This is a genomic window from Clostridium sp. AM25-23AC, assembly GCF_003435125.1.
Classification (GTDB): Bacteria; Bacillota; Clostridia; order Lachnospirales; family Lachnospiraceae; genus Pilosibacter; species Pilosibacter fragilis.
This window is the reverse complement of sequence record NZ_QWGI01000003.1, coordinates 42,806-65,316: the sequence shown is the minus strand read 5'-3', so window position 1 is coordinate 65,316 and position 22,511 is coordinate 42,806. Positions and strand designations below refer to the sequence as shown.

Below are 22,511 nucleotides of genomic sequence, written 5' to 3'. Positions count from 1 at the left end.
AGCTACTGTTCGTCACCGTGTTTTTTTATACTCGCCGTTCTGTTCGTCGATCCGCTTCAGATTTACATAGTCCTCTTCTTTTATGCTCAGACTCTTCTTTGAAAGGAGATATTCCTGAATCTGATTATAAATATGAATGATGACTGCCATCAACGGAACCGCAATGATCATTCCCACAAATCCGCACAATCCGCCGAACAGCAGGATCGAAAACAGTACACCAAAGCTGGAAACACCTGTGGAATTTCCCAGGATCTTCGGTCCTAAAATATTTCCGTCAAACTGCTGAAGCACAAGGATCAGCCCGATAAAGTACAGACACTGTTTCGGACTGATGAGGAATACGAGGATCGCGCACGGAGCTGCTCCAATAAATGGTCCGAAGAACGGTATCACATTCGTCACTCCGATGATCACGCTGATCAGCAGCTCATACGGCAGCTTAAACAGATGCATCAGGATAAAGCAGAGAATTCCGATGATCAGGGAATCGATCAGTTTTCCGATAATAAAGCCGGAAAACGCTTTTTTAATAAACTGGAATTCAGCCACAACGATATTGGCCGCTTTCAGTGGAAGAACGGAATAAATAAATTTTTTTCCCTGCGCTGATAGGGATTCCTTGATATTTAACAGATAGATCATAACGATCAATCCGATCAGCATGTTTTTTGTCAGCGTGATCACATTCATGACTCCGCTGGATACGCCGCCGACAATCTTCTCAATATTCTGGAAGTTCTGGAAATTGGAGAGATTCGACATTAAGTCCGTCTCCATCCAGCTCTGAAAATACTGGGCTGACTGCTCGTAAATATTTAAGATTGCCTGCTCCACCGGCGGGTTGTTCACGAAGAATTCCGTCAGCCAGTCATACACGTTCTGGAAATAAACCGGCATCATGTTGATGATCCCCACGATACTGGAATAGAGCTGCGGGATGATCATGCTGGAAAGGCTTACGACCACCACGATCAGAAACGCAAGGCTTATCACTGTTCCAACGGCTTTTCCAAGGAAATTGCCGAAGGATTCACTCTTGAACCGTTTCTTTGGCGCGATCTTCTTTTCCTCGTCCTCTTTTTTCTTGTCGTCATCGTGCACATACACGACTGTATTGTAGCACCAGTTATAGACCGGAGACATTAAAAAAGCAAGTACAGCGCCGTAGATCACCGGTGCCAGGACAAACCGCACTTTTCCCAGAAAGGCAAACACTGCATTCCTCTCCAGAAACAGAAAGACGACAAACACCGCTGCGATCAGTACCAGGATTGCCGTCACCCCCATGTAAATGTATCGTTCGAACCGTTCATTTTTCATAAAAAAGTTTCTCCTTTGCAGTTGTTTCTTCCATTCATATCATATGTATCGAAACCTGTTTGCACCCATAATATCATACTTCCCATGTTTAGAAAAGAGCATTTGCGAAATCTAAACCCCCGTCATGCGCGGAAATCATGCGTCGTTCATCCATGTAAAATAACGCCATGTTATATCCCACTATATGAAAAGAAGCAGCGATCTCTCGCTGCTTTTTTATCTTTCGCAATCCCAAAATGCCGTTTCCTGAATAATTGACGCCTAGCAATGCTAGGTGGGCATCCGCACTTAAACATCTGCCTTCCACTCTTTGGAGGCCTGACATCCGTTCAAAAATATAGGAATCCCGTATGTCAAAATGTAGGTTCAAAATAGACAGGAGTGTCGAACATCCCAGGAATCACATTCCCTTTAACTGAGAACTATTATAGCGCATCACGGATCATTTTTCAAGTTCCATTTCCTGGTGTCATGTATTTTTCTGCGACTCATAATTACAACTCCCGACATAGCTGTAAACCGGATCTTCGATCCCTGCTGTACTGTCTGTCTTGTCTTTAACACAGACAAAGCATCCCAAATATCGGCTGATCTTTTTTTACATCATACCTTTTAAGAGCTTTGCTGTCTCCTCCGGTGTCTCACAGAGGTAATCTGTCCCGGCGCTCTGGAGTTCTTCACGGCTTCCATATCCGTAAAGCACGCCGATCACGGAAAGTCCCGTTTTCTTCGCACCGTATACATCATGTTCCCGGTCACCCACCATGATCACGGAAGGCTTCTCCTCCTCGCTGATGCAGTTTTCTTCCAGGACATAGCGGATCACATCGTCCTTATTCACACGCGCTTCATCCATGGACGCGCCGCCGATAAATTTAAAATACTCTGTCAGTTGGAAATATTCCAGGACTTTCTTTGCGGTCTCCTCCGGCTTCGATGTTGCCACATAGAGTTCGAGGCCAGCCTCCTTTAAGGTCTTTAACATATCTTCCACGCCATCGAACGGCGCATTATCCATCCAGCCTTTCACATCGTAGTATTCCCGGAACACATAGATCGCATCATTTGCGTCCTTATCTGAAAAATTATAATATCTCTTAAAGCTGTCGAAGAGCGGCGGTCCCACAAACGGTTTCAAGACCGAAAGGTCATCCACATGGATGCCGTAATGTTTCAGCGCATACTGAACACCCCTCGTGATCCCTGGCATGGAATCCGTCAGTGTGCCGTCAAGATCAAAAAATACTCTTTTTAACTTCATCATTTTTCCTCTTTCACGTATTTCCAATTTCATGAGTTTTATTATCCCATGCCCCCATTTAAATGTCAATTATAAAATCCTGTACTGCCCTTCCGCCAACCTCCACTATTTTCCATGGCTATCGACTTTTCGTTTTCAAACCGACAGAATATATCACCTGTATTCTATTTCAGATCTGCAGCTGCAAAAAAGCGGCACCCACCAGAACCGCTTTTTTACGGTTCTGGCACATGCCGCCTTTCCCTTATCCTTTTTATCTGACCCGGAGTTTACCGGAAAAACTCGTGATTTCCATGTTTAAACAGGAATTCCAGATGTCTGTCAAACCAGCTGGCGTTCTTTTTTGATGACGCATGCCGGTTCATAAAATACAGGGCACCGTCCGTCAGATCTTCACCTGAGAGCGCCCGCCCTACGGCCTCCACCGTCTCGGCTGTGACCCTGCATCTCTTGATGGAGCCGTTGGACACCGGTGAAAACTGGTGTTTCTGGTAGACAACTTTCGTGATCGTGTTCGGGAATGAGTCATTCTCCACACGGTTTAAGATCACGTTCGCCACCATGACACGGCCTTCCATGTCACAGTTTCCAGCTTCCGCCTGCACGATCCGTAGAAGAACATCGTAGTCGCTGTCAGAGTAGCCGGTGAAAACTTCCCTTGCAGGCTCCTCCGCCGCAGTCTCTTCCGCTTCCGCCTGTACCTCTGTCACAGGTGAGCCTTCTGCTTCCGCCTCAACCTGCACAGCTCCGGTCTCTGCGTTTCCCGCAGTTTCCACTTCCGGCCCCGCAGACTCATCCTGAGCCCCATTGCTCTCGTCTGCTTTTTCCGAAGCTCCTGCGTCCTCGGCGCTGTTCTTATCATTCGTCTCTGTATTTTCAGTTTCTCTCTCGATATCTGCTTCCGTCTCCGCGGATGATGCTTCATCCGCCGTCGTCTCATCCTCTAAAACATTTCCGTCTGTTTCCGGAAGAGCAGTATCTTCTGTCTCCTCCAGACTGTCTTCATCCGAACCTCCCTGCGTCTCTGCAAACGCTACGATCGCGTTTTTGCCTCCGCCCTGGAAGTCCACCGCTGTAAATGGAATCACTGCAATCAGTGTTGCGCCCATCGTGAGAATTGCCGCATTCCGGTGCATCTTCTTTGTCACACCGGTGAAGAGTGATTTCACAAACTGAAAGACTGTCTGAAGAAATGAGTTCCATGGATTCATTTTTGAATACCCTCTTTCTCCGTCCTGTCGCCGGTTGTTCATTCCGACCGTTTTCCGGCCGGTGTCTGTGATTATAGGAGAATGAGAGGGCAAATGTCAATAAGCCATGGCCAACTTTGTTACATTTTACAGCCCGTTTTTTAATGATTGTTACATTTTATTAATATCTTTTCCAAATATTATCGGCATAAAACCTAAATTTTTGGTGGTATTGGCAAGTATAAAATATTGCAAATGTTACAATTTTGTTAAATATTGATTCCCCACTTTCAGGTGGTTTCCGATAACTTTTTCATTTATGTTAACCATTTTGCTGCAAATCCAGCAGTTTTGCTCCCACATAGTCCGCGAGAGTCTGCGGGGAAAGCAGTACCTGGAATCCCCTCTGGCCCGCGCTGACAGCGATCGTTTCGTATTTTAACGCCGCCTCATCAATAAAAGTCGGGAACTTTTTCTTCATTCCGATAGGAGAACAGCCACCGCGGATGTACCCCGTTGTGGCTAAAAGATCCTTCATCGGAAGCATCTCCACCTTCTTATCTCCCGCCGCTTTCGCCGCCTTTTTTAAATCTACTTCACCGTCCACAGGAATACAGCAGACGAGAAATCCGGTGCGTTCTCCCTTCAGTACAAGGGTCTTAAACACGCTTCCATGATCCACACCCAGCATGTCCGCCGCATGGCTTCCGGAGAGATCGTTCTCATCCACCGGGTACTCCTTCGCCTCGTAAGGGATTTTCGCGGCATCTAAAAGCCGCATCACATTTGTCTTTGTTTTATCATTTTTTGCAGATCTGCTCATAAATATTTCCTCCTGAACACAGCCTTTTCCCTGCGCCGCATCTGCCCGCAGTCCGGTATTTAATCCTTTTAGGCTGCACATCATTTATACAACGGAATACGCAAAAAAGCAATAATAAAGAATGTGCCTTGGCACATTTTCGCGCCTCGCGCGGTCGCTTGCGACAATCTACATCTTCGCGCGAGTGCGCATCATTGGCACATGAGTGCCTTTTATGTAATAGAGAATTCCTCGGAATTTCCTATTACACAAAAAACGGCAGCAAACTCTGTAATCTGCTTACAGATATCCGCTGCCGTTTATCTACTTTTCGACCTGTTTCTTCTATATATATGGCCCCTACGACAGGATCATACGGTCGTTCGCAAGTTCGCCGCCTGCAGCTTCCTCAAACTTCGCAAGAAGATCCTGGACTGTCAGGTGTTTCTTCTCCTCTCCGGCCACATCATAGATCACGTGGCCTGCGTTCATCATGATCAGACGGTTCCCGTGGGCGATCGCATCGCGCATGTTGTGAGTGATCATGAGTGTTGTCAGATGCTCACTGTTTACGATCGTATCGGTTGTCTCAAGAACCTTCGCTGCCGTCTTCGGGTCGAGGGCTGCCGTGTGCTCGTCTAAAAGGAGAAGTCTCGGCTTCTTTAAGGTTGCCATGAGAAGGGTCAGCGCCTGTCTCTGTCCGCCGGAGAGAAGTCCGACTTTTGATGTGAGGCGGTCCTCAAGACCAAGGCCTAAGATCTTTAACTGCCCCCTGTAGAACTCACGCTCTTTTGCGGTGATTCCGGCCTTCAGAGAACGTGTCATTCCTCTTCTTGCTGCTAATGCCATGTTCTCCTCGATCTGCATGGTGGCAGCCGTTCCTGTCATCGGATCCTGGAATACACGTCCGAGATACTTCGCACGCTTGTGCTCCGGGAGCTTTGTCACGTCGATATCATCGATGGTGATTTTTCCCTCATCCACAAACCACGTTCCTGCGACCGCATTTAACATGGTAGATTTTCCAGCTCCGTTTCCACCGATGACGGTGACAAAATCGCCTTCGTTTAAATGAAGATTTAATCCGTTTAACGCAGTCTTTTCATTGACGGTTCCCGCGTTGAAGGTTTTATAAATACTGTGAAGATCAAGCACGAGGTGCACCTCCTCTTTTTACCGGTTTAGAGAAATATTTGCCTTTCATGTACGGGATCGCAAGGAATACCGCAACGACAAGAGCTGACAGGAGTTTTAAATCGTTGGAATTTAATCCCATCCAGAGTACGACCTGAAGGACCAGATAGTAAATGATCGCGCCGAAGGCAACGGAGAACAGCTTGAAGCCGAAGTTCTGGCTGATCTTTCCGAAAACGACCTCCCCGATGATAACGGCTGCAAGACCGATCACGATGGCACCGCGGCCTGCGTTGACATCTGCAAAGCCCTGATACTGGGCATATAAGCCGCTCGCAAAGGCAACGATCCCGTTGGAGATCATAAGACCTAAGATCTTTGTGAAATCGGTATTGATACCCTGGGCACGTGACATGTTCTGATTGGAGCCTGTGGCACGGATGGAACATCCGATCTCCGTTCCGAAGAACCAGTAGAGGACTCCGATCAGGATCACAATGATTAATGCTGTCACGAAGATCGTGTTCTTATAAAAAGCGACTCCCTTTACATAACGGAGAGACACTAAAAGATCATACTTATCCACGCTGATGGCCTGATTTGCCTTACCACCCATAATGCGAAGGTTGATGGAGTAGAGACCAAGCTGAGTCAGGATTCCCGCGAGGATCGCCGGGATCCCCATCGCCGTGTGAAAGATTCCGGTCACCAGACCCGCGATCATTCCCGCGATAAAGGCTGCAAACAGGGATACCCCTACGGAATGCCCGTTTAACATGAAAATGATGCAGACAGCACCACCCGTACACATGGTTCCGTCCACGGTAAGGTCCGCAAGATCAAGGATCTTATATGTAATATAAACGCCGATCGCCATGATGCCCCAGATGAGTCCCTGTGCACAGGCACCCGGCAATGCATTAAACAATGTTGCAAAATTCACGTTTCTTTCCTCCTATGGCTAATGATAACAAACAGGGTGACAAAATTTTTTGCTGTTTGCCACCCTGATGTCCTCATAATGTAAAGCGGACATTCGCAATCCGCTTCGCTACTTGCTCATGAACGCAGTCGCTTCGCGATCTGTCAGTGGGAGCTTTCAACTCCCACTGACATAAGCATCCCACTCACCCACCGCTTAGTGCTCCGCGCACTTGAAGCGGGGGAATGCTTATCTGCGTTCAAGTCGTTATTATTCTTCGATCACAACGTAGTCATCCGGAACCGTGATTCCAAGTGCCTCACAGTTTGCCTTATTGTATTTCTTTGTTACCTCCGGTGCAAACTCGATCGGCATTTCCTTTACGTCCTTGCCGTCCATCAGGATCTCTGCGCCCATCTCACCGGCTTTGTATCCGATATCGTAGTAGTCGATGGAAAGAGTTGCAACGCCGCATCCGGAGCAGATTCCTTCTTCACCTGCAATTACCGGAACTTTCGCCGGAAGGCAGATATTGTTTATGATCTCTGCATTGGAAGCAGCCGTATTGTCAGTCGGAACATAGAGAACATCGTTCTCTCCTGCTGCTGTTGTTGTTACGGAAGCGATATCGTTGGAGTCTGCGAAGGTGTATTCCTTACAGGTATATCCAAGCTCCTCCAGATATCCTTTTACGGTTGTTGCCTGATATTTGGAGTTCGGCTCTGCGGAGCAGTATAATAAGCCGACATTCTTTGCGTCCGGGAACAGCTCGTTGAGCATCGCAGCCTGCTGGTCAAGCGGTGCGAGATCGGAGGTTCCGGAAATGTTAAGACCTGTCGTACCGGTCCAGTTATCGATGTCAAGAGCAGTCGCATAGTCTGTGATGGAAGTTCCGAGGATCGGGATCTCGCTGGTTCCTGCCGCTGCGGCCTGAAGAGCTGCAGTCGCGTTTGCAAGGATCAGATCTACGTCGTTGGAAACGAACTGGTTGATGATCGTTGCGCATGTTGCGGAATCGCCGGATGCGTTCTGAAGATCAAATTTAACATTGTCACCGAGTTTATCTTTTAATGCAGCCTCAAAGCCTTCTGTCGCCGCGTCAAGTGCCGGATGCTGGACTAACTGGCAGATACCTACGTTATAAGTCTTGCCGTCCTCTTTTGCCGCCTCAGTGGAAGCTGCTGCCGCAGCTTCTGTTTTTGCCTCTGTGGCTGCTGCTGTTGTCTCCGCTGTGGAACTGGATCCACAGCCCGTCAGTGCAGAAGCCGCAACGACGGCTGCCATTGCAAGTGCTGTTACTTTTTTCATAATATCGATCTCCCCTCAATTTTTCTCTTTTCGGAATCCTTTCCTTCATGCGGAATCCCGTTCTTAAATGCGTTGTTGCGTTACGCTTTAACGCGTGTGAGTGAAACTGTCATTATCATACACCCGTTTCTGTGATTCGTCAAGTCGATTTCCTATTTTTATCTATGCAAAAAGCGCATAAATTTCGATATTTCGAAACTTTCTGCGCTTTTAAATTTATAATTCCCCACTCAAAGAGTCCCTGATTTTATCCAGGAACCTCTCCCCGTACTTCTCAAACTTAAACTCTCCAACGCCGGAAACCTTCAGCATTTCCCCCTTATTTTTCGGTTTTATAAGGCACATATGTACCAGCGTCTTGTCGGAGAATACGATGTAAGGCGGGACTTTTTCTTCCTTTGCGATCTCCCTGCGAAGTTCCTTTAAGAGGTCGAAAAGCGTCGTCTCCTCCTCCGTGAAGTTCTCGCTTCCGGCCGTCATCTTTGTCTTCTTCGCACCGGAAGTCTTTCCAGTCTTCACTCTCTCCTGCTCCTTCGGGAGCTTCATCGTGACTTTCTCATCATCACTGTTTAAGAGGGCCGCCGCGTTCTTTCCGAGTTTTACGATGGTGTACTCGTCGGAGGTCACCACAAGATATTCTTTCACCTGGAGGAAATTTAAGATCTGGCGCAGTCTGTATGTAGGAACCTTCGATGACTCTCCGTAATGGGAATTCTCATCCATGTGGTAGTTTCGGATCTTCACCGTCGCTGCCCCGTGGACAGTATCCAGGATCACCGTGGTTCCATACCGCTCCCGGCACTCTGCGACGCAGCCCACGATAGCCTTCGCAATCTCCGTCACATCCATCTCCTCAAACTGTGTCTTGCAGTTCGAGCAGTTCCCGCAGTATCCGCTTCCATACTCCCCGAAATACCGCAGGATATACTCTCTCAGGCAGTCGTTCGTAAAGCAGTAGAACGTCATCTTTTTCAAGCGATCCCGGTCTCTCTCCGCAACGATCGCTCTCGTCACATCGTCAAGCTCCTCATTATCCCGGTTGTTGTCGATAAACATCTGGTTTGTCACCACATCTCGGCCGCCGTAGAGCAGCAGGCAGTCCGCCGGTTCCCCGTCACGCCCCGCGCGGCCGGCTTCCTGATAATAGCTCTCCATGTTCTTCGGCATATTGTAGTGGATCACAAAGCGGACGTTCGACTTGTCAATTCCCATGCCGAAGGCATTGGTCGCCACCATGATCTGCGCCCGGTCGAAGATGAAATCCTCCTGATTCTGTTTTCTCTCGCTGTCGGACAGTCCCGCGTGGTATCTCGTCACGGAAAAGCCGTCCTTCATCAGCTTCTCCGTCACCTCCTCCACGAGTTTTCTCGTCAGGCAGTAAACGATGCCGCACTGACCGGCGTGTTCTTCGATATATGTCTTTACCGCCGCATACTTGTCCTTCGGGCTCTGGACCTCGAAATAGAGGTTTGGACGGTCGAATCCTGTTGTCGTCACCACCGGATCCTGGAGTTTCAGGAGATCGATAATATCATCCCGAACCTCCGCCGTCGCCGTTGCCGTGAAGGCGCTGACTACCGGACGTTTCGGGAGTGTACACAAAAATTCTTCTATTTTTAGGTAACCGGGCCTGAAATCCTGCCCCCACTGGGAGACACAATGGGCCTCGTCCACCGCCACCATAGCGATCTTCGCGTGGACGGCAAAATCGAGAAATTCCGGTGTCAGAAGGCGCTCCGGCGCGACGTAGATGATCGGATATCGACCCTCGCGGGCATATCCCAGCGCTTTATAATACTGCCCTGGCGTCAGGGAACTGTTTAAATAGGCCGCATGGACTCCCGCCTGGTTCAGCGCGCTGACCTGGTCCTTCATTAAGGAAATTAACGGTGAGATCACAAGCGTAATTCCCCCGTTCTCCCCCGCCATCAGCGCCGGGATCTGGTAACAGAGCGACTTTCCCGCACCCGTCGGCATGATTCCAAGTACGTCCCTGCCGGAGGTGATCGCGTCGATCATCTTTTCCTGTCCGTCCCGGAAAGCGTCATAGCCGAAATACTGTTTTAATACCTCATATTTATCCATAAAAGCATAATACCTTTCCAAATCTGATAAAGTATCGAGCAAAGTCTGCTATTGAAGCATTATTCAAATGGAACATAAAGAAAAACGATGCCGCAACGCAGCTAAGAGCATATCGAATATCAGATCATTCAGAATCAAGAATTTATTGTTGTTCCATAATATCACGCTCCTGCTCTCCGTGCAAGCCCGCAGTCCATAAACTTTTATAAAAGATGTCGCTTTTCCATCCCTGTGCCCATTCATTTTCCCGTTACTGTTCACGCTTTGCGCAAACAGTAACTGATTTTGCCGATGCTTCGCATTCCGAATCGGCAAAATCCACTACCACCACTGTATTGTACGGAATTTTCAGTTCAGAAAATTCCTACCCGTGTACAGTAATATTTTCCCCGACTTTTCATCTTGTAATCTCCCCCCAATATTGCTATAATTGGATACAATACAGATACACCCGAAAAGGGGAATTACGGAGGAAAGAACATGAACTTTTTAGAAGAGCGTATCGCGAAAGACGGTGTTGTAAAAGAGGGAAACGTATTAAAAGTTGACAGCTTTTTAAACCATCAGATGGATATCGAACTTTTTGACGAGATGGGCGCGGAGTTCAAGCGCCGTTTTGCCAATGAAAATATCAACAAGATCCTGACCATCGAGGCATCCGGTATCGGTATCGCCTGTATTGCGGCAATGCATTTCCATGTGCCGGTCGTTTTCGCTAAGAAATCCCAGAGCGTAAACCTTGACGGCGAAATGTATGTTGCTGAGGTAGAATCTTTCACCCATAAATGTAAAAATCAGGTCATCGTTTCCAAGAAATTCCTTTCCCCGGATGACCATGTTTTAATTATCGATGACTTCCTTGCGAACGGTTATGCCCTTCAGGGACTGATCTCCATTGTCCATGAGGCGGGCGCTACAGTTGAAGGAATCGGCATCGTGGTAGAAAAAGGATTCCAGATCGGCGGACAGGTCATCAGAAATCTGGGCTACCACTTAGAGTCCTTAGCCATCGTTGAGTCCATGGACCCGGCTGCCGGCACTGTAAAATTCCGCGAACAGGACTAATGTAAAAACGGATACTTTCGCTTCCGGCAGGAATGCCGGAGTGCAGAGTATCCGTTTTCTATTTCTTCTTTCTATTTCTTCTCTTCTTTCGGTAACGGAATCGCAAGAACCGTCTGGATCACCTTGTTCTCCACTTTCATGATCTTTAACAGATAGTCCCCGATCCGGACACTCCCCTTCTCTCCCGCTTTCGGGATATGTCCAAGCCTGGACACCATGAAACCGTTCAACGTGTCAAAGTTATCCTTATCTTCCTTATCAAATTCCACCCCAAGAGTCTCCTCCACATCATCTAAGAGTGTGAGACCGGTAAGCTCATATGTACCATTCTTTCTGGAAACGATATCTGGCTCTTCCTTATCATACTCGTCCAGAATATTTCCGACGATCTCCTCTAAGATATCCTCCATCGTGACGATACCCGCAAGCTGACCATACTCATCCACGACCAGCTCGATATGGATCTTCTGGGACTGCATCTCCTTAAAGAGAGAGTTGATATTCTTCGTCTCCGGAATAAAGTGTGGACTTCTGAGCAGACCCTTGATCTTTTTGATCGGCGTATTTAAATGTTCTTTCGAGTCTGTATAATGAAGCATGTCCCGCATGTGGAGAATACCGATGATATTGTCGATATCTTCCTCATAAACCGGGAATCTCGAGTAGTTTGCTTCCTTCACAACGAAATCCAGCGCTTCCTTAAGCGTGATCTCCCCGTCCAACGCAAGGACAGCCGTGCGGTGCGTCATGATATCCGCCGCCACTTTATCATCGAACTCGAAGATATTCGTGATCATCTCCGCCTCACTGGCCTCTAAGACCCCCTGCTCATGACCTTCATTGACCATATACATGATGTCTTCCTCGGTCACATTGTCATCTTTTTCGCGGATATTGATGCCCACCGCCTTCAGGGAGATATAGGCGAACTGATCCATCAGCCACGCGAACGGAAACAGAAATTTCGCCACGAGCTCCACCAGTGGAAGCACCTTATAGCAGAACCGGATCGGACTTTTCGCAGCGATGCGCTTCGGGATCACGATCCCCAGTCCCGTGAGCAGAAATGCGATTCCCACAAGTCCCGCGACATATGAAATTCCAACGGCTGCCAGATGCGGCAGCTTTGTGCGCACTCCGAGCAGTGCCGTCAGATTTCGTACCACAAACAGCAGGGAAGACGCTCCCATTGCCAGTGTCAGGATACTCGTTGCCAGCTGGTTTGTGCGGATAAAGAGATACGGATCCTCCTGGATCTTCAGAAGCTTTTCCGCCCTCTTATTCCCCTCGTCGCGCTCATCCTCCAGTGCACTGGTGTTCAGCGCCTGAACCGCCGCACCGAATCCGTACATCACCGCAAACAGGATCACCGATGCGGCAAATAAAACAATTCCTATCCACGAATTGCCATCGTCCATGAGAATTACCTACACTCCTTTATCATTTTCAGTACTGCATCCAGCCGTTTCCAGATCCACGGCTGAATTGTTTCAAAGATCCATTCCAAATCGGCTGTGCCGATAGGATTTTTGCCTTCTATTCTAAGTTTTCTTACGGTCAGCGCAGTAAATTCGCAGACCTACTGAACAGTTACTATTTGTCCACTATAGCATTAAATCCATGCCCCGTCAAGGAATACACCCGCGATTATGTAACAGGTTCCGCCCCTTTCACAGGCATTTTCCTAATAGCCTCCAAGTTCCAGGCTGACCTTCAGCGCCTCGTCCACCCGGCCTAACAGCTCCCCGTCGATATGGCAGATCTTTTCCCTGAGCCTCTGCTTGTCGATGGTCCGAAGCTGTTCTAAAAGGATCACAGAGTCCTTCACCATGTCACAGTCTCTGGCGGAAAGCTCCACATGGGTAGGAAGTTTTGCCTTATTCATCCTTGATGTGATCGCCGCGCAGATCACCGTGGGACTATGCTTGTTCCCCACATCGTTCTGGATCACGAGCACAGGCCGCACGCCTCCCTGCTCCGAACCGACTACCGGTCTCAGATCCGCATAATAGATATCGCCCCGTCTGATAATCACAAGTCTCACACTCCGCCTGAATTTCTATGCGGTCAGCAGATCCGGGGCTGTGCCTGCACCTGTCCCCGGCGGCTGCCGCGCTCCCTCAAGAAGCCTGCAACGCGTGCTTCTTATAGTCCAGAGTATTTCCCACTTATGATATTTTATTCAGACGTACCGGTTTTCGAGCATGACCGTCAGAAGCCTTCGTACTCCTCATCCCTGCACATCATGCCGCCCACTTCTTTTCCATTCTTCACGTACCGCCGCGGCACACGTTTTCCTATCAGGCATGGGATCTCGTAATGGAATCCGCCGGAAATCTCTGCAAGCTCCTCCATAGTGATCTCCTGATTCCCGTCTCTGCCCACAAGAGTCACAGAATCTCCCTCTTTGGCCTCCGGGATCCCCGTAAGGTCCACCATAAACTGGTCCATACAGATCCGTCCTAAGATCTTTGCCCGTTTTCCATGGATCAGCACTTCTCCTTTTCCGGAGAGATTTCTCGGATAGCCATCCCCGTAACCTGCAGAGACCGTAGCGATCCGCATCGTCTTCTCCGCCTTAAAGGTTCCGCCGTAGCTGACCTCCGTTCCCGGTCCGATCTCCTTGATGTAAGTGATAAAGCTCTTTAACGCCATCGCCGGTTTCAGAGAAATGATATCCTGTTTTACCTCATCCGACGGGTACAGGCCGTAGATCGTGATTCCCGCACGGACCGCGTCCATGTTAAAATCCGGGAGCTCCACGATTCCTGCGCTGTTGGAACAGTGGCAGACCGGTACTTCCACTCCCGCTGCCTTCCCAGCATCACAGAACGCATGGAACCGTCTGTACTGCTCCCCTGCTTTCGTCTTATCTGCCTCATCCGCCCGGGCGAAATGGGTGAACATACCGGCGATCCTGAGAGCCGGAAGCTCTGCGATCTCCTTTACGGTCTCCACGGATCCCTCATCCGGGAAAAGTCCGATACGGCTCATTCCCGTATCCACCGCGATATGGATCTTCGCGGTCTTTCCCTCTGCCACAGCGGCATCTGATAATTCTTTTGCTCTCTGGTATTCAAACATAGGCAGACTGATGTCGTTTTCAAGACATTCCTGATAGCGGCCGGCTGAAACCGGACCAAGACACAGGATCTCTTTTTCGATTCCATGTCTCCTGAGCTTAAGCCCCTCATCCACCGTTGCCACCGCGTACCCACAGACAAAACGGTCGATGGTCCTCGCCACCGGAACTGCCCCATGTCCGTATGCATCCGTCTTTACCACGCCGTACATCTTCGTTCCCGGACGAAGATGCTCCTTCATGGCCTTCATATTTTCTTCAATACGCCCGAGATCCACCTCTGCGTAGATTCTGTCAAATTCCATCTCTGTATACCTCCGGAAGGCAATCTGCGATCTCTCCTGCTAACACTCCGTGGACTCCAAAGTGTTTCTCAGCGGCCTCACCGGCGAGACCGTGTACATAAACGCCAAGGGCCGCCGCGTCACTCTCCTCCAGTCCCAGCGCTACGAGCCCGGCGATCACGCCCGTAAGCACATCACCGGAACCGCCTTTGGCCATAGCCGGAGTCCCGCTTCCGTTCACGAACGTCTTTCCGTCTCTTCCGGCGATCACCGTCGCCGCGTCCTTTAAGACGCATACTACGCCGTACTGATCCGCGAACTCCCTGGAGGTGCGGACCGGATTCTCCTTCATTTCTTCTATCTGAATTCCTGTGAGCCGCGACATCTCCTTCATATGCGGCGTCACGATAATATTCTCCGTAAAATAACCTGTAAGTTCCCGGTATTCCGCCGCAAGATTCAGGGCATCCGCGTCAAGAATGATCGGAACATAGGCGTCCTTCAGGACATTTTCCACCATGCATCTGGCATAGTCCTCCATCCCGATCCCGGGGCCCAGAACGATCACATCGGCCCATTCCGTCTCCCTCGCGATCTTTCGCGCAAAGTTTTCCGGATCTTTCTCGGCCTCCTTCGTGTCGTAGGTGGCTAAAATGGCCTCCGGAAGCTTTTCCTGTACGATCAGCCGGTTCTCCTCCGGGGTAAAGACCTTTACAAGTCCGGCTCCCATCCGGTATGCCGCTCTGGCGGAAAGCAGGGAAGCCCCCGCCATATTCTTCGCTCCTGCCATCACAAGGACCTTTCCGTATGTTCCCTTGTTGGAATCAGCCATGCGGGCCGGGATCCTCAAAAGATCTTCCCGATCCAGCATCTGGACATGCTTTTCTCGTTCTGCGCTGCTCTCCGGCACAAAGCCCACATCTTTCACGAAAAGATGTCCGCAGAGCTCCCGCCCCGGAAACAGCACCTGTCCAAGCTTCTTTTCTCCGAACGTGACCGTCACATCCGCGCGGACTGCATCTCCCATCACGCTTCCGTTATCGGAGCTGATGCCCGACGGGATATCGACAGCAATGACTTTCATGTCTTCCTGTCCATTGATCCACCGGATCAGCTTCCGGTATGCGCCCTCCACATTTCTCGAAAGGCCGATCCCGAAGATTGCGTCCAGGATCACGCCCCGGCAGCTTCTTTTTCTCTCCCCGGCCTTTCTAAACGGCTGCGCCGGGATCTTCTTTTCCACCAGGTCCGACAGATCTTCCGCCGTCATCACCGGGATTCCCAGCCGTTTTACGACATTTAGCTGGGCTTCCAGCTCCTCGCTTCCTTTTCCGTCCCGCTGCGGGAAAACGATCTTCACATCGTACCCCTTTAAAAACAGCATTCTGGCGGCGGCAACTCCATCCGCCCCGTTATTTCCAAAGCCGCAGACGGACCAGACGGTCCCTGCCTCTTCTTTTTCCAGTATCTCCTCTGCTTTCTCTGCAACTGCCATCGCTGCCCGTTCCATCAGGACTAAGGATGGAATCCCATACCCTTTGATGGACCTTGCATCGAACTCTTTCATTTCTTTTCCGCTGAGAACTGCTTTCATCCGGCCTCCCCCTCTCCGACGGCAAACGCCATCGCATGGTCCTTCGTGTCTGAGATCGACACTTCGATCTTTGTGATCCCGAGATCTTCTGCTGTTTTTGCGGCTCCCTCATGAAGCTCCACATAGGGCTTTCCAAGAGGGTCTCTTAAGACCTCCACATGAATCGGCATAAACTCCCGGAATCCCGTTCCAAACACCTTCGCCACTGCTTCTTTAACGGCAAAAGTGCCGGCAAGGACCCGGGGATCTCCCTTTGCCTGCCGGCGCTCACGCTCGGTATAAATACGCGACAAAAAAGCCTCTTTATCACAGGCTTTTTTTACGCGCTCAATTTCGATCAAATCACAGCCAACTCCAATCAACATGTCTCATTGGTTCCCGTCTGTTCTGCTTTTTCCTTTGCTTTCCGCTCCCGCTCATCCTGCATGCTGCAGACACGATAGGAAAGTCGCATCAGGCTCTCGGAGAGGTGGACATTCTCAACGACCACATCATCCGGAACATTTAGGTCGGTATGGGCAAAGTTCCAGATCGCCTTGATTCCGGCCTTTACCAGGCGCTCTGCGATCTCCGGAGCCTTGGACTTCGGGATCGTGAGAGCTGCGATCTGCACCTCGTTATCGATAATAAACTGTTCAAGGTCATCGATCCCGCGGATTTCCACACCACGGACCACGAGACCGATCAGCCGCGGATTGGTATCGAACATTCCCTTGATCATAAATCCGCGCTTCTCAAAATTTGTGTAATTGGCGATGGCCTGTCCAAGGTTTCCGGCTCCGATGATAATGAGGTTGTGCTGTCTGTCGATTCCTAAAATCCTTGCGATCTCCGTGTAGAGATACTTAACATTATATCCGTATCCCTGCTGGCCGAAGCCGCCGAAATTGTTAAGATCCTGACGGATCTGGGACGCCGTCACCTTCATTCTGGCGCTCAGCTCATTGGAAGAAATCCTTTCGATCCCCTCCTCCATCAGCTCACCCAGATATCTGTAATAGCGCGGAAGTCTGGAAATAACCGCCTTTGAAATCTGTCTTTCGTCTGTCATTTTCTGGTTTCACCTTCTCAAAACTTTCATATAACGATGGAATCTATTATACTCATATCTATATTATTTGTCAAATCCTTGTCAAAGAATTTAGGCGAATTGGGGCTGGAACTGCCCTATCCCATAAAAAAGAAAATGTCCCGCCCATGATCTCCCCGACCGGACGGAACATTTTTCTTTTGAGTATATCTATATCTGTTCAACAGGTTTGCTGCTGTTCACACCCTGCGCAGGCAGCAACGGACCTGAGACTCAGCGGATATTAATGATTGCTGCTTATTCAGCCAGCTCCTCCCACTTTTCATACAGAGTCTCAAGTTTCCCTGCGATCTCCTCTTTTTCTTTATTTAACTCCATGAGCTTCGCCACATCGGAGAAAACACTCTCGTCGCAGAGAAGTCCGTCGATCTCACCGTCTCTCGTCTCAAGTCTGTGGATCTCGTCCTCGACCTTTTTCAAGTCATTCTGACGTTTTCTCTGGCGGGCCTGCTCTTCCTTCTGGGCTTTCCAGTCAAGCTTTCCGCCTGCGTCCGCGCTGCTCTCCGCCGCTTTTCCGGAAGTTTCAGCCGCCGCTCCCGTCTTTGATGCGCCGAATCCGACGATTCCGCCGGTAGGCTCCACATTCTCGGTCCCGAAATGGGCGTTCATCATGGCCTCATGTTTTTCCAGATAATAATCGTAGTTACCGATATAATTCATCATCCGCTTTCCGGTGAGATCCAGGATCCTCGTTGCGGTCTTGTTGATAAAATAACGGTCATGGGAGACGTAGAGCACCGTACCGCCGTAATGGCTTAAGGCATTCTCCAGAATCTCCTTCGAAGTGATATCCAGGTGGTTCGTCGGCTCATCGAGGATCAGGAAGTTTGCCTCGGAAAGCATGAGCTTCGCAAGGGAAACACGGCCTCTCTCGCCGCCGCTTAAGTCCCCGATCCGCTTAAACACATCGTCCCCGGTAAAGAGGAATGCCGCTAACGTACTTCTGATCTGGGTGTTGGACATTCCCGGGTAGGCGTCGGAGATCTCCTCAAACAAAGTCTTTTCCATGTGGAGCACCTGATGATCCTGATCATAATATCCGATGTGGACTCTGGAACCAAGAATGATCTCACCGTCATCCGGCTCCACAAGACCGTTGATGATCTTTAAGATCGTGGTCTTTCCCGTTCCGTTGTCACCGATAATGGCGACCCGTTCCCCGCGCTTTACATCGAAATTCAGGTCTGTAAATAATGTCTGGGAGCCAAAGGATTTTGCCAGACCGTTCACCGTCAGCACATCGTTTCCGCTTAAGATATTCGGCTCCAGGCGGATATCCATGGCGTCATTGACCTCCGTCGGCTTCTCAAGGACTTCGATCTTATCTAACATCTTTTCCCGGCTCTCCGCTCTCTTAATGGACTTTTCCCGGTTGAAGGATTTTAACTTTTCGATGACCGCTTCCTGGTGCTTGATCTCCTGCTGCTGGTTTAAGTACGCCTTCATCTGGATCGCGCGCATCTGCGCTCTCTTTTCGCTGTAGGCCGTATAATTTCCGAAGTACACAATGGCATGTCCATTGTCCAGCTCAATGACCTTTGTGACGATCTTATCGAGAAAATACCGGTCATGGGCAACGATGAGAACAGCACCGCGGTAGTTTAAGAGATAAGTCTCTAGCCATGCGATGGAGGACATGTCCAGATGGTTCGTCGGCTCATCGAGAAGAATGATATCCGGGTTTGTGAGAAGAAGCTTGCCCAGGGAAACTCTTGTCTTCTGGCCGCCGGAAAGTGTGGAAATCTGTTTGGAGAACTCCTCCTCCGTAAAACCAAGTCCCTTTAAGACGCCCACGATCTCACTCTTCCAGGCATAGCCGTTGATGAGCTCAAACTCGTGGCTTAAACGGCTGTACTGATTCATCATGGTCTCCAGCTCTTCCCCGGATGCTGTCTTCATGGAATTTTCCAGATCCCTCAGACGATTTTCCATGGCGATGACGGACTTTTTCGCATCCAGCATCTCCTCATAGATAGTCCGGTGGCTCAAAAGATCCTGGTTCTGCGCCAGGTAGCCCAGCGTCTTCCCGCTTCCAAGCACCACCTCACCGGAATCCGGTGCCAGCTCGCCGACAATGATCTTTAAGAGCGTCGATTTTCCCGCTCCGTTGATGCCGACGATGGCAGCTTTTTCATGATCCTCAATATGAAAGGAAGCGTTCTTGATAATATCGTCGCTTCCGAATGATTTGCAGATATTGCTGCAGGATAATATCATAAAATCCTCCTGTTTCTATCACTGTAACAGCCTCACAGCCGCATACTTTTTGTACACCGCAGTTATTTTTACAACTGCTCTTTTATCTTTCAACCGCAAATACAGACTCTGTATTTGCCGTCATTTACTTTTTTATTTAAGCCCAGGGAAAATACGGCCACACCGACGTTTATGATCGTTCCAAGTCCAAACATTTTGTCCTTACAACCAACCGCTTTTTCAGTCCGGCTGCCTGCCTCTTTTCTCTTGTCAGTGTCATGTCACATCAAATCCGCCTGATATAACACCATATCGTATTCATATAAAACGACATACGCAGTTAAGTATAACACATATCTCCCATCAGCGCAACGAACACAAAATCAAAAATCCGCTGCCGTTTTCCATGACATTCCGTTCATGTTGAACCAGGCAGCGGACATCTTTATTCATTTTATGCTTCTTTCTCCACCTGCTCTTCCCATCTGCTTTTCTTATAGTAAAAGTAGGAGATAACCGCGCACACGATCCACCCAACCGGGTAGCCGAGACCTACGGTGTACTCGTTGAAGGCGATCTTTGTCACAAAGAACAGATAGATCTGCCTGCAGACAACGAAGCTGAAGAGCATGATGCACATCGGACCCTTCGCGTCCCCAGATCCCCTTAAGGAACCAGCCAGGATCTGGTTGAAGGAGCTGCAGAAGCGGAACGGCACGGTCATCAGGATAAACAGAGTTCCGTAATGCAGAACCGACGGATCCCTGTTAAAAAGGGATACCAGAGATCTCGCGGAGAGTGCCATGACGATGGAGATGCAGATCAGCGCGCCGACACCCATGAACACCGCCTGTCGGACGCCTTTTCTGGCACGCTTTACATTCTTCGCGCCGAGGTTCTGTCCCACGAAGGTGGTTGCCGCCTGGCCCATGCTCTGGGCCGACAGGATCGCGAACTGGTCGATCTTCGAGTGGCAGCTCCAGCCCGCCATGATCACCGAGGAACCAAGACCGTTGACGTATGCCTGTACCAGAGCATTGGAAAACGCTGTGAGTCCCTGCTGGACACCGGCCGGAAGTCCGATCCGGAAGATCTCACCGAGACAGGTCTTATTGATATGTAAATCTCTTAAGACAAGTTTATGGGCTCCATCTGTTCTTGTGAGTGTCATGCAGGCCAGGAACGCGGAAACTGTCTCCGCCATCACCGTGGCGATCGCTACACCGCTGATCCCCCAGTGGAATACCGCCACAAAAAGGATATCCAGAACAATATTTAAGCAGCTGCTGATGATCAGGAACAGGAGCGGACGTCTCGTATCCCCCACAGCCCTTAAGATCGCACTTCCCATATTGTAGAGGAACAGCACCGGAACTCCGACAAAGTAGATCTTTAAATACTCACCCGCCGGTCCGACCACATCATCCGGCGTGGACATCCACTTTAACATCACCGGAACGACCCCGATAGAGATCAGGGAGACAAAACATCCGACGATCACCGCGAAGAGGATCGTCGTCTCCACCGCCTCGTGAAGCTTCTCGAGGTTTTTCGCGCCGAAACTCGTGCTGATCACCACACCGGCTCCGATGGAGATTCCGTTAAAGAAGTTCACCAGCGTGTTGCAGATCGCCGTGGTAGCTCCCACAGCAGCCAGGGCCGACGTTCCGAGATAATTTCCCACAACGATGCTGTCCACGGTATTGTAGAGCTGTTGGAATACGTTTCCCATGATCAGCGGGATCGCAAACAACACCAGCTGTTTCCAGATCACTCCCTCCGTCATATCAATGTTTGTTTTTCGTCCACCTTGAGGTCTCGACATCCACATTGCCCCTTTCTGACTGTTATTTCTGTTTTATCTCATTTTTCATGTAAAATTTACCATTAAAATATAATATCTATGTAAATCATACGGGATTTCGGGAGAAAAAGCAAGCAGTTCCATGGCGTCGCTGTCACAGGAAAACCGTTGTCTGTTTCACAAGAAAATTTTGTGAATTCAAGTAACTATTCACCAGGTCTGCACATTTGCTGCTCTGACCGTAAGAAAACATAGACTAAAAGTCAAAAATCCCATCGTCGCAGCCGGTTCGGAATGGATTTTTGCTTGTAATTATGAAGGTACTGAATCATTACGAATTCACATAAAAGAAGCAGGAAACCCGCAAGTAAACGGGATATCCTGCCTCTTTGGCCATTCGCACTATTTAGATTCTAAAAATTACTCCCATGTTGGAATGTAAGCGCCCTTGTAAGTCTCCTCGATCACTTTCGCAACTTCCGGTGTGCGGAAATAATCTACAACTTTCTTGTAAAGCTCATTGTCCTTGTCCGCTGTTCTCGCAACGATGATGTTTACATACGGGTTGTCGCTTCCCTCTTCAACACTCTCAAGGAAGATCGAATCTTTCTCCGGGTTTAAACCGTTGTCAACCGCATGGCCGCCGTTGATGACTGCCGCTGCGACGTCCGGAAGAAGGCTTGCTGTGTTTGCTGCCTCAACCTCTTTAATGTCAAGGTTTAACGGCTTCTCTGTGATGTCCTTCTTCGTCGGTGTGTAACCAGCCTCCGGATCAACCTTGATGAGACCTGCGGACTCTAAGAGCTTTAACGCACGGCCGCCGTTTGTAGCATCGTTCGGGATCGCGATGATATCGCCGTCCTTGATCTCGGAAACGTCTTTGATCTTGTTGGAGTAAAGTCCTAACGGAGCGATGATGGTCTCACCGATGATGGAAAGATCATATCCGTTGTTCTTGCAGTCATCCTCAAAATATGCGATGTGCTGGAAAGAGTTTAAGTCGATCTCGCCGTCGTTTAACGCACGGTTCGGAAGCGGATAATCCGCAAATTTTACAAGTTCAAGATCAATGTTCTCCTCAGCAAGCTTCTCAATGACCGGCTGCCACTGCTCATTGTTCTCGCCGACTACGCCGAGCTTGATCACTGTCTTCTCGCCGGATGCTGCTGTCGTATCTGCTGCCGCGGAACCTGCTGCTGTTGTGTCTGCTGCCGCTGCTGTTGTCTCTGCCTTCTGGCTGCTTCCGCATGCAGTTAAGGATAATGCTAAAACTGCTGCAGTACCAAGTGCTAAAATTCTTTTCTTCATAATATGTCTCCTCCTAAACTGATTTGTCGCTGCCCGGTTCTGTCCGCATTCGCTGTACGGACC

18 protein-coding genes and 1 other RNA gene are annotated in these 22,511 nt (G+C 49.5%); 1 reads left to right on the top strand and 18 read right to left on the bottom strand.

Going from position 1 to position 22,511, the window contains the following annotated elements; all coding sequences use genetic code 11:
- Positions 1–12: 12 nt before the first annotated feature.
- The 9 genes from DW677_RS02675 to recQ form a co-directional block, all read right to left on the bottom strand.
- Positions 13–1,323, bottom strand: coding sequence for an AI-2E family transporter (locus DW677_RS02675; protein WP_117552191.1), 1,311 nt, complete (start codon positions 1,321–1,323; stop codon positions 13–15).
- Positions 1,324–1,548: 225 nt separating this feature from the next.
- Positions 1,549–1,726, bottom strand: a non-coding RNA gene (gene ssrS, locus DW677_RS02670) — 6S RNA.
- A gap of 195 nt (positions 1,727–1,921) precedes the next feature.
- Positions 1,922–2,587, bottom strand: coding sequence for an HAD family hydrolase (locus DW677_RS02665; protein WP_242992098.1), 666 nt, complete (start codon positions 2,585–2,587; stop codon positions 1,922–1,924).
- Between the two features lie 266 nt (positions 2,588–2,853).
- On the bottom strand, positions 2,854–3,795 hold the full coding sequence (locus tag DW677_RS02660) for a cell wall hydrolase (RefSeq protein WP_117469852.1): 942 nt from the start codon (positions 3,793–3,795) through the stop codon (positions 2,854–2,856).
- A 301-nt stretch (positions 3,796–4,096) separates the two neighbouring features.
- On the bottom strand, positions 4,097–4,597 hold the full coding sequence (ybaK, locus tag DW677_RS02655) for a Cys-tRNA(Pro) deacylase (protein WP_021906009.1): 501 nt from the start codon (positions 4,595–4,597) through the stop codon (positions 4,097–4,099).
- 339 nt (positions 4,598–4,936) lie between these two features.
- Positions 4,937–5,731: an ABC transporter ATP-binding protein gene (locus DW677_RS02650; protein ID WP_117566437.1), complete on the bottom strand. Its 795-nt coding sequence runs from the start codon at positions 5,729–5,731 to the stop codon at positions 4,937–4,939.
- Positions 5,724–6,653, bottom strand: coding sequence for an ABC transporter permease (locus DW677_RS02645; protein ID WP_117469854.1), 930 nt, complete (start codon positions 6,651–6,653; stop codon positions 5,724–5,726). Before DW677_RS02645 ends, DW677_RS02650 begins: the two co-directional genes overlap by 8 nt.
- 249 nt (positions 6,654–6,902) lie before the next feature.
- The gene (locus DW677_RS02640) at positions 6,903–7,940 is read right to left on the bottom strand and encodes an ABC transporter substrate-binding protein (protein WP_117566436.1); all 1,038 of its coding nucleotides are present in this window, start codon (positions 7,938–7,940) and stop codon (positions 6,903–6,905) included.
- Positions 7,941–8,156: 216 nt separating this feature from the next.
- Positions 8,157–10,025, bottom strand: coding sequence for a DNA helicase RecQ (recQ, locus tag DW677_RS02635; RefSeq protein ID WP_117566435.1), 1,869 nt, complete (start codon positions 10,023–10,025; stop codon positions 8,157–8,159).
- A 480-nt stretch (positions 10,026–10,505) separates the two neighbouring features.
- On the opposite strand from recQ, the gene DW677_RS02630 reads away from it, so the two are divergent.
- Positions 10,506–11,090 (top strand): xanthine phosphoribosyltransferase, encoded by a 585-nt coding sequence (locus tag DW677_RS02630; protein WP_015554861.1) that lies wholly within the window; start codon positions 10,506–10,508, stop codon positions 11,088–11,090.
- A gap of 71 nt (positions 11,091–11,161) precedes the next feature.
- Here the strand turns inward: DW677_RS02630 and DW677_RS02625 are convergent, their stop codons facing one another.
- The 9 genes from DW677_RS02625 to DW677_RS02585 all read right to left on the bottom strand — a co-directional run bounded on the left by DW677_RS02625 (position 11,162) and on the right by DW677_RS02585 (position 22,448).
- Positions 11,162–12,508, bottom strand: coding sequence for a hemolysin family protein (locus tag DW677_RS02625; protein WP_117469857.1), 1,347 nt, complete (start codon positions 12,506–12,508; stop codon positions 11,162–11,164).
- 266 nt (positions 12,509–12,774) lie between these two features.
- Positions 12,775–13,125, bottom strand: coding sequence for a type II toxin-antitoxin system PemK/MazF family toxin (locus DW677_RS02620; protein WP_117469858.1), 351 nt, complete (start codon positions 13,123–13,125; stop codon positions 12,775–12,777).
- Between the two features lie 176 nt (positions 13,126–13,301).
- Entirely contained in the window at positions 13,302–14,477 is a 1,176-nt protein-coding gene (gene alr, locus DW677_RS02615; protein ID WP_117566434.1) for an alanine racemase, read from the bottom strand.
- Entirely contained in the window at positions 14,467–16,050 is a 1,584-nt protein-coding gene (locus tag DW677_RS02610) for an NAD(P)H-hydrate dehydratase (protein WP_117566433.1), read from the bottom strand. Before DW677_RS02610 ends, alr begins: the two co-directional genes overlap by 11 nt.
- The gene (gene acpS / locus DW677_RS02605) at positions 16,047–16,415 is read right to left on the bottom strand and encodes a holo-ACP synthase (protein WP_015554865.1); all 369 of its coding nucleotides are present in this window, start codon (positions 16,413–16,415) and stop codon (positions 16,047–16,049) included. The genes DW677_RS02610 and acpS overlap by 4 nt, the downstream gene beginning before the upstream one ends.
- On the bottom strand, positions 16,409–17,101 hold the full coding sequence (locus tag DW677_RS02600; protein ID WP_015554866.1) for a redox-sensing transcriptional repressor Rex: 693 nt from the start codon (positions 17,099–17,101) through the stop codon (positions 16,409–16,411). Before DW677_RS02600 ends, acpS begins: the two co-directional genes overlap by 7 nt.
- A 276-nt stretch (positions 17,102–17,377) precedes the next feature.
- Entirely contained in the window at positions 17,378–19,357 is a 1,980-nt protein-coding gene (locus DW677_RS02595) for an ABC-F family ATP-binding cassette domain-containing protein (RefSeq protein ID WP_117552200.1), read from the bottom strand.
- 433 nt (positions 19,358–19,790) lie between these two features.
- A complete protein-coding gene (locus DW677_RS02590) occupies positions 19,791–21,161 on the bottom strand; it encodes an MATE family efflux transporter (RefSeq protein ID WP_242992097.1) in 1,371 nt (456 codons plus the stop codon).
- A gap of 399 nt (positions 21,162–21,560) precedes the next feature.
- On the bottom strand, positions 21,561–22,448 hold the full coding sequence (locus DW677_RS02585) for a MetQ/NlpA family ABC transporter substrate-binding protein (RefSeq protein WP_117566431.1): 888 nt from the start codon (positions 22,446–22,448) through the stop codon (positions 21,561–21,563).
- Between the last annotated feature and the right edge of the window lie 63 nt (positions 22,449–22,511).